Raw genomic sequence first — 7035 nt, 5'->3', positions numbered from 1 at the left:
CCCCCAGGCCACACCCGCCAGGACCAGAAGGACCAGATACGCCAGACCCTCCACCACCCGGCCCGGCGGCGTGTCCGCCTCGGCCCGGTCGTACCAGAGCGGGTCGGCGTCCCAGTGCGGATCGTTCTCGTCCAAGGCTGACCCCTCCCGCCGCGCAGACCCGGCGTGGCCCGACCGGTGCGCAAATCGTTCACCAACCCGAGCCGGCCGGGCCTCAGCGCTCGCCCGGCAGCGGCCGCAGCAGCGCCCCGAGCAGGAAGCCGAGCTGGCCGCAGATCAGCAGCGCCGCCCCGCGTCGCAGCCCGCCGCCCACGCTCAGGTGATGCACGTGGAACCCGTAGGCCAGCTCGACCGCCACCACCGGCAGGAACACCGGCAGGCCCCAGACCGAGCCGAACCGCCCCAGACCCAGCCCGAGCAGCGCGTTCAGCAGAAGACCCTTCATGGCGATCTCGTCGCGACCTCTCGGGCGATGCGACCTCTCGGGCGGTCCCGGCCCGCACCCGCCGGAGCCGGACCGATCCCGGCCGGCCCCCGCGCGTCCCGCGGCGCGGCGGCCGCGTTACTTGCTGCCGCGCTGGGCGAGCACGGCCGGGACGGTGCGCAGCATGATCGCGATGTCCCGGCGCAGGCTCCACCGGCTGGCATAGTCCAGGTCCAGAGCCACGCGCTCGGCGTAGCTGGTGTCGGACCGGCCCGAGACCTGCCACAGCCCGGTGACGCCCGGCGGCACCGCAAAGCAGGTGGCGAACGCCCGGCCGTAGCGGGCGACCTCGGCCTGGACGATCGGGCGCGGCCCGACCAGGCTCATCTCGCCGCGCAGCACGTTCCACAGCTGCGGCAACTCGTCGAGGGAGGTCTTGCGCAGCACCTGGCCGATGGCGGTGATGCGCGGGTCGTCGCTGAGCTTGTGCGTGGCCGCCCATTCCGCCCGGGCCCGGGGGCTGGCGGCCAGATGCACGGCCAGCACCGCCTCGCCGTCGGTGACCATCGAGCGGAACTTCAGGCAGCCGAAGCTGCGCCCGTCCCGGCCGAGCCGGGTGTGCCGGAAGATCGGCGCCTTGCGGTCGCCGGCCCAGACCAGGGCGGCGATCAGCAGCATCAGCGGCAGCAACAGGAACAGCGCGGTCGCCGCGACCCCGATGTCGAGACCGCGCTTGGCCGCCCAGTCCAGCCGAAGCCCCCGGGCCACGAACGGCGTCTCCGGCAGAACCGCCTCCGCCACGGCCTCCGCAGCCTCGCTCACCTGATCCACAATCTGATCGGCCACATCGGACATCTCAACCCTATGGTGCGGCGCAGAGGCGCCCGTGGATGTGGGGGATTCGGCATGACCCTGCATGGTCTCAGATCCTCGTTTGAGGCCAATGGCGGGTGGTTAATGATTAGTTAGTGCCGGGCTTATAGACGCCAATTAAGGGGCTGACAAGGCGGTAGCTATTTTATTTACCGTACCTAAACAGGTTAGCTTTGTAAAAAAGTGCATATTGAACGGGGATTAAGCCGCCATAGGCGGGGTTGTCGCGCAAACCTCACGTTCAGTAGTTGATACTGAATCCCCGGCGCAGTCCGTCCGAAACAACGGACCGGACAACAACTTACGCAGCATTCGATTGTGCGCCGCACAAGCGGAATCCGCACACGCTGCTGGCGGCCTTGAAGCGTGGCCACGACGGGTCGGGCGCTCATGGTGCAGCGCCGAACCCCCAAACGAACAACCTGCCAAAACCGTTGCATCGCGAAGGAACGGAAATTCGCCATCCGACACGGCGCGCGTCGGACAGCCCTATCGCGGGGGGCGCGACTGGGCCGAGCGACGCAGCGCTCCAGAAAAGGACCGTTCCAGCAGCGGAACCAGTGACGACGACGCCCGTATGGCGTGACCGATCAGCGTACCGTCCTGTGCGCGACCGCACCCGGATAAGGCTGTACCGGTCACACGAAAGTGCGAGCCTTCGGCCATATGGCGCATGTCAGCCATGCGAATACCGAATTCGGGCGTGTAGCTCGCTAAAACGTCGCTTTTCACATCGAACTTACGCCGCGTTATTGCGAATCCGAAAAGGAGCGGCATGTTGCCGATATGAAGAACGCGGGACCCGCCATGTGTCTATCGCGCCGGTACGGGAACGTGTTTCCGGTCTTTGCGGCGTTGATCGTCTGTATCGCGCCGGCCAAGGCGGATATGCGCATCGATGCCGCCAAGATCACGGCCGGCGACCTGTGGGTCCTGGGCAATACCGGAGAGCCGGAGACGGACATCACCCTCGACGGCCAGTTCCCGCAGCGCACCGATAGCCGGGGCGCCTTCGAGTTTCACGTGGTCTATCATCCGGCCACCTGCATCGCGACGCTGCGGACCCCCAAACAGGTGCGCAGCGTCGTCGTGGGCGAATGCGGCCAGCAGGCGCCGGGGCTTCCCGGACCGCCTGGGCCGCGCGGCGAGGCGGGGACCCGGGGCGAGCCCGGCCCCCGGGGCGCGATGGGACCGCCCGGCCCCCCGGGCGCCGACGGCTCGGTCGGCCCGCCTGGTGAGCGCGGTCCGCCGGGGCCGGAGGGGCCCGTGGGCAGCGCCGGGCCGGCAGGTCCGCCCGGACCACGCGGCCCGCAAGGTGTACCCGGACCGATCGGTAAGGCGGCGCCCCCGAGCCTCGCCGTCAAAGCCAAGCCCTCGCCGACCCGGACGGGCTCGGTGTCCAAGCCCCGCGCGACTCCTCCGCTGCGGGAACCGGCGCCGGGCACCGACGATACGGCCCCGTCGGACCCCGGAGCGGGAGTTTCCGCGGATGATCGCTACTAGCGGCCGTTACGGAGGCGTGCCGGTCCGCGGGGATTCCCGCACGCCGCCGCGGATCGGAAAAGCGGCTTCAGGCAGGCCTCAGGCCTCGCGCTGCGCCCGCCACGCGGCATAGGGCGCCGCGCCCGCGGGGCGGATCTGGCTGAGGCGCATCGGCTGTTCGTCCAGGGGGCGGCACAGCTCCGCGTAGATCGCCGCGCTGCCAGCCCCGTGCTCCTCGGCTTCCTCGGCCGAGAAGGCGAAGTAGCCCTCGCGGAAGCCGGCGAGCCGCATCGCTGCGTGGCACATCGGGCAGGGGCGGCCGCTCGCATACATCACGCAATCGGAGAGGTCGCGGCTGGCCAGCAGCTGGCTGGCCTCGCGCAGCGCCACCATCTCCGCATGGGCGCTCGGGTCGTTGGTGGCGTGCACCGTGTTCGCGGCCCGGACCAGCACCGCGCCGTCCCGCACGATGACCGCACCGTAGGGAGAGCCGCCGGCCCCGACATTCGCCTCGGCCAGCGCGACCGCCTCGCGGATATAGGCTTCGTGCTCGGACATCCCTGCGCCTTTCCCTGAACCCGCGCCCCAACGCGCCGTCGGCCCGGGAGTTCAGAAGGCGTAGCGCACGGTGCAGTACGGCAGGGTCTCGGCCAGCAGGGCCTTGAACCGGGCGAGCCATTTCCCCTTCCACCCGGTCCGGTAGCGCAGGTTGGTGCCGCCGCCCTCCGAAACCTTCGCCTCCTGGATGTCCGGCCGCCACAGCAGGTCCTCAGCCTTGGGGTGCCAGCCGAGATTGACGTCGTGCAGGCCCGCATTGTGGGTCAGCATGATGATCTCGCATTTGAGCTGGGCTTTGGCGGCGTCCGAGAGCGTGTCGTCGATCTCGGCAAACAGCGCGCGCCAATCCGCCTCCCAGCCCTCGTAGAGGATCACCGGCGAGAAATTGGCGTGGACCTCGTAGCCCGCGGCGACGAAATCGCTGATCGCGGCGATCCGCTCCGGGATCGGGCTCGTGCGCACGTCGACGATCTTGGCGATCCGGGCGGGCATGAGCGAGAACCGGATCCGCGTCTTGGCCTGCGGGTCGTAGGCGAGGAGGTCGCGGTTGACCGCCTTGGTGGCGAAGGAGGCCTTGGCGTTCGGCAGGGTGCGGAAGCGCTCGACCAGGGTGCGCACGCCGGTGCTCACCGCCGCATCGACGGAGAGGTCGCCGTTCTCGCCGATATCGTAGATCCAGTAGGCCGGGTCGATCGTGTCGGGCTCCGGCAGGGGGCCCTGCCGCTCGGCATGCCGGGCGATCGCCGCGCAGGCCTGGTCCATATTCACGAACAGCGAGATCGGGTTCGAAAAGCCCTTGCGCCGCGGCACGTAGCAATAGGCGCAGGCCATGGCGCAGCCGTTCGAGGTCGAGGGCGCGATGAAATGGGCGCTGCGGCCGTTCGGGCGCATGGTCAGGCCCTTCTTCACCCCGAGCACCAGGGTGGAGCGCTTGATGCGCACCCAATCCTCCACCGAGCCGGCATTGCCGTGGAGCGCCGGGATGTTCCAGTGCGACGGCACGGGGATCCGCTCGGCATCGGGAAAGCGCGCCAGGATCTCGTGACCGATCGGGAACTCGCCGACATTGGGCTCGTGATAGATCGTCCGGATGTCGAGGAGGTCGCTGGTGAGGGCCATGGCGGATCCGGGGCCCGGCGGCGGCCCGGGATCGGATATGGCGCGGTGTGGCGGCACCGGAATGGCTTGCGACGCGGGGTCCCAAGTCCACAGACCGCGTCGGTCGATTCAACCGATCAACACGTTCAACACTCTCTTACGACTCTGGGTCGATAATCCGTGCGCCTCGGATTGGACGCACGATGACGCTTCACGACCTGGAGGGGCGCGCTCCTGGGCTGGCGGCCCCTGGTGCGACGTCCGACGATCCGGATCGCCGGCCGCAGGCGCTTGTCCGTCGGGATCAGCTCGAGGCCGTACGGCGCAGCGTCCTCACCGCCATTCCAGTCAACATGCTGCTAGGCCTCGCCAGCGTGCTGGTGGCGTTCCAGGCGGGCAACGGCCGCGCCGGGCTGATCTGGTACGCGGCCTCGACCGGTGCCAACCTCCTGCGCATCGCTCTGTGCAGGACCACCTGTCCGGGGCTCGCCCTGACCGCCGCGATGCCCCCCGACATGGCCGCGGAGGCCGCGCGCTCGCTCGATGGGCATCTGCGCGCCTGCACCCTGGCGGCGTTGCTGTCGGGGCTCGTCTGGGCCTTTCAGCCGCTGCTCTGTGCCGGCTACACCTCCGCCCAGACCCTGTTCTACCTCATCATCACCTGCGGCATCACCGCCGGCGCGGTCACCCACGGCACCGCCTATGCCCGGATCCCGGTCTGCTTCATCCTGCTGCCGCTGCTGTCGGTGGCCTGTTGCCTGTTCGCTGCCGGCGGGTTCGACCAGAGCTGCCTGGCGCTCTGTGTGCTGCTCTATCTGGCCGCCCTGTCGCGGGCGGCGTTCCAGGGCGAGGCCGGTTTTCGCGAGGCGAGCCGGCTGAAGAACGAGGCCACCGCGCTGGCCCGCTCCCGGGCGGACGCGCAGGCCAGCGCCAACGCGCTCGTCGAGGAGATGCGTTGGCGCGCGACCCATGACGACCTGACCGGCCTGCTCAATCGCGCCGGCTTCATCCAGCAGACCGAAGCTCACCGGAACGCCGGGACCGCCTGCCTGCTGCTCCTCGACCTCGACGGCTTCAAATCGGTCAACGACGTCTACGGCCACCAGACCGGCGACCGGGTGCTGGTCGAGGTGGCCCGCCGGCTGCGGACCGCCCTGCCGCCGGGCGGCCTGGCCGCCCGGCTCGGCGGCGACGAGTTCGCGGTGCTCTACGATCCCTCGGCGACCGGCGTGACCTACGCGGCCCTGGCCGCCGGCCTCATCGCTGCCATCGCCGAGCCCTTCGACGGGTTCGACGAGGGGCGGGTCGGGGTCAGCATCGGCATTCACGCCGAGCCCGAGCCCAGCCTCATGGAGATGCTGAGCTGCGCCGACGAGGCGCTGTACGCGTCGAAGGCGGTCGGGCGGAACCGCTTCCGCCTGTTCGACGCCGGATTGCGCAGCTGCCTGGAGATGCGGCGCGACCTGGAACGCGACCTCTCGCACGCGCTGGTCGAGAACGCCCTCGAGGTGTGGTTCCAGCCGATCTACGCCCTCGATGCCCGGACCCTGGTCGGGCTGGAGGCGCTGGTGCGCTGGCGCCATCCGCGCCTCGGCTGGATCTCGCCGCCCGACCTGATCGCCGCGGCCACGATGGCGGGGCTGACCGAATCGCTCCTGCGCTTCATCCTCGATCGGGTCTGCCGGATGATGCAGATCCTGCGTGCCCGGGGGCTCGGCACCGTCCGCGTTGCGATGAACGTGTCGCCCCGGGAGATGGCGCAGATTCCGGTGGACGAGATCGTGATCGAGCGCCTCGTCACCCTGGGCCTGCCGGCCGAGATGCTGGAAATCGAGATCACCGAAGAGACCGCCCTCGATCTCGGCGCGGTGCAGGGCAAGCTGCAGGCCATCTCGCGCGCGGGTATCCGGGTGGCGCTCGACGATTTCGGGATCGGCTATTCGTCGCTGTCCTCGCTGCGCCAGCTGCGGGCCGACCGGATCAAGATCGACCGGAACTTCGTCACCGGGCTCAGCGCCTCCGACGACAAGCGCGGGCTGGTCCTGGCCGTTCTGGGCCTTGGCACGCTGCTCGGGCTCGAGGTGGTGGCCGAGGGCGTGGAGACGCAGGAGGATCTGCAGATGCTGCAATCCATGGGCTGCCCGTTCCTGCAGGGCTATCATCTCGGGCGGCCCAGCCCGGTGCAGGATCTCGAAGCCGTCTTGTTCGCCCAGCAGCCGCAGGCGGCCTGAGGCGGGAGGGTTTGAACGGTTGGCGGACGCCGCCGGCGCGACCGGTGCGCCGCTGCCGTCCAAAGCCAAAGCAACGCCGAGGTGCTTCGTTGCGATCGTCGTGTCGTGGAAGGGTCCGCTCCTCGGGAAGTCCTGATCTCACACCGCATCGCCGAAGCGGCATGATCGATGTCGACGCGTCAGAGGCGCGTTGGGACAACTGAAGACCGTATTCTATTTATCGATGCAACCGGTAGGTGATCCCCATGGAGAGGGGGCGCCGCTGTCGAAAAATATGACCTTTTAACAGACTTCACGCCGCAAAGAACTTGACACGCGCCCCGAACGATAACTTAAATTGGTTAATATTTGACTATATCGAGTTATGAC

6 protein-coding genes are annotated in these 7035 nt (G+C 69.0%); 2 read left to right on the top strand and 4 right to left on the bottom strand.

The annotated features are described in order from the left end of the window. Nucleotides 1–214: 214 nt before the first annotated feature. Both AKJ13_RS10145 and AKJ13_RS10140 read right to left on the bottom strand, forming a co-directional pair. Complete coding sequence (locus AKJ13_RS10145; RefSeq protein WP_050733214.1) at nt 215–445, bottom strand: hypothetical protein; 231 nt, start codon at nt 443–445, stop codon at nt 215–217. Nucleotides 446–562: 117 nt separating this feature from the next. Continuing rightward, nucleotides 563–1279, bottom strand: a complete 717-nt coding sequence (locus AKJ13_RS10140; protein WP_244471575.1) for a sugar transferase — start codon at nt 1277–1279, stop codon at nt 563–565. A 906-nt stretch (nt 1280–2185) separates the two neighbouring features. Between AKJ13_RS10140 and AKJ13_RS33070 the strand changes: the two genes are divergently transcribed. Then, a complete protein-coding gene (locus AKJ13_RS33070; protein ID WP_280137108.1) occupies nt 2186–2800 on the top strand; it encodes a collagen-like protein in 615 nt (204 codons plus the stop codon). 78 nt (nt 2801–2878) lie between these two features. On the opposite strand, the gene AKJ13_RS10130 is transcribed toward AKJ13_RS33070, so the two are convergent. Both AKJ13_RS10130 and AKJ13_RS10125 read right to left on the bottom strand, forming a co-directional pair. Then, entirely contained in the window at nt 2879–3337 is a 459-nt protein-coding gene (locus AKJ13_RS10130) for a nucleoside deaminase (protein ID WP_050733212.1), read from the bottom strand. Between the two features lie 51 nt (nt 3338–3388). Next, nucleotides 3389–4456: a spore photoproduct lyase family protein gene (locus AKJ13_RS10125; protein WP_050733211.1), complete on the bottom strand. Its 1068-nt coding sequence runs from the start codon at nt 4454–4456 to the stop codon at nt 3389–3391. Nucleotides 4457–4638: 182 nt separating this feature from the next. On the opposite strand from AKJ13_RS10125, the gene AKJ13_RS10120 reads away from it, so the two are divergent. Then, nucleotides 4639–6666, top strand: a complete 2028-nt coding sequence (locus AKJ13_RS10120; protein WP_244471573.1) for an EAL domain-containing protein — start codon at nt 4639–4641, stop codon at nt 6664–6666. The last annotated feature ends 369 nt before the right edge of the window (nt 6667–7035 follow it).

The organism is Methylobacterium sp. ARG-1, from assembly GCF_001262595.1.
Taxonomy (GTDB): Bacteria; Pseudomonadota; Alphaproteobacteria; order Rhizobiales; family Beijerinckiaceae; genus Methylobacterium; species Methylobacterium brachiatum.
Note: the sequence above shows the minus strand (reverse complement) of the source record. Positions and strands in the feature narration are given on the sequence as shown.

Excerpts from the sequence above, each read along its gene's own strand:
- AKJ13_RS10130 (WP_050733212.1), bottom strand. The coding sequence starts at position 3,337 with ATGTCCGAGCACGAAGCCTATATCCGCGAGGCGGTCGCGCTGGCCGAG.
- AKJ13_RS10145 (WP_050733214.1), bottom strand. The coding sequence starts at position 445 with ATGAAGGGTCTTCTGCTGAACGCGCTGCTCGGGCTGGGTCTGGGGCGG.
- AKJ13_RS10120 (WP_244471573.1), top strand. The coding sequence starts at position 4,639 with ATGACGCTTCACGACCTGGAGGGGCGCGCTCCTGGGCTGGCGGCCCCT.
- AKJ13_RS33070 (WP_280137108.1), top strand. The coding sequence starts at position 2,186 with ATGCGCATCGATGCCGCCAAGATCACGGCCGGCGACCTGTGGGTCCTG.
- AKJ13_RS10125 (WP_050733211.1), bottom strand. The coding sequence starts at position 4,456 with ATGGCCCTCACCAGCGACCTCCTCGACATCCGGACGATCTATCACGAG.
- AKJ13_RS10140 (WP_244471575.1), bottom strand. The coding sequence starts at position 1,279 with ATGTCCGATGTGGCCGATCAGATTGTGGATCAGGTGAGCGAGGCTGCG.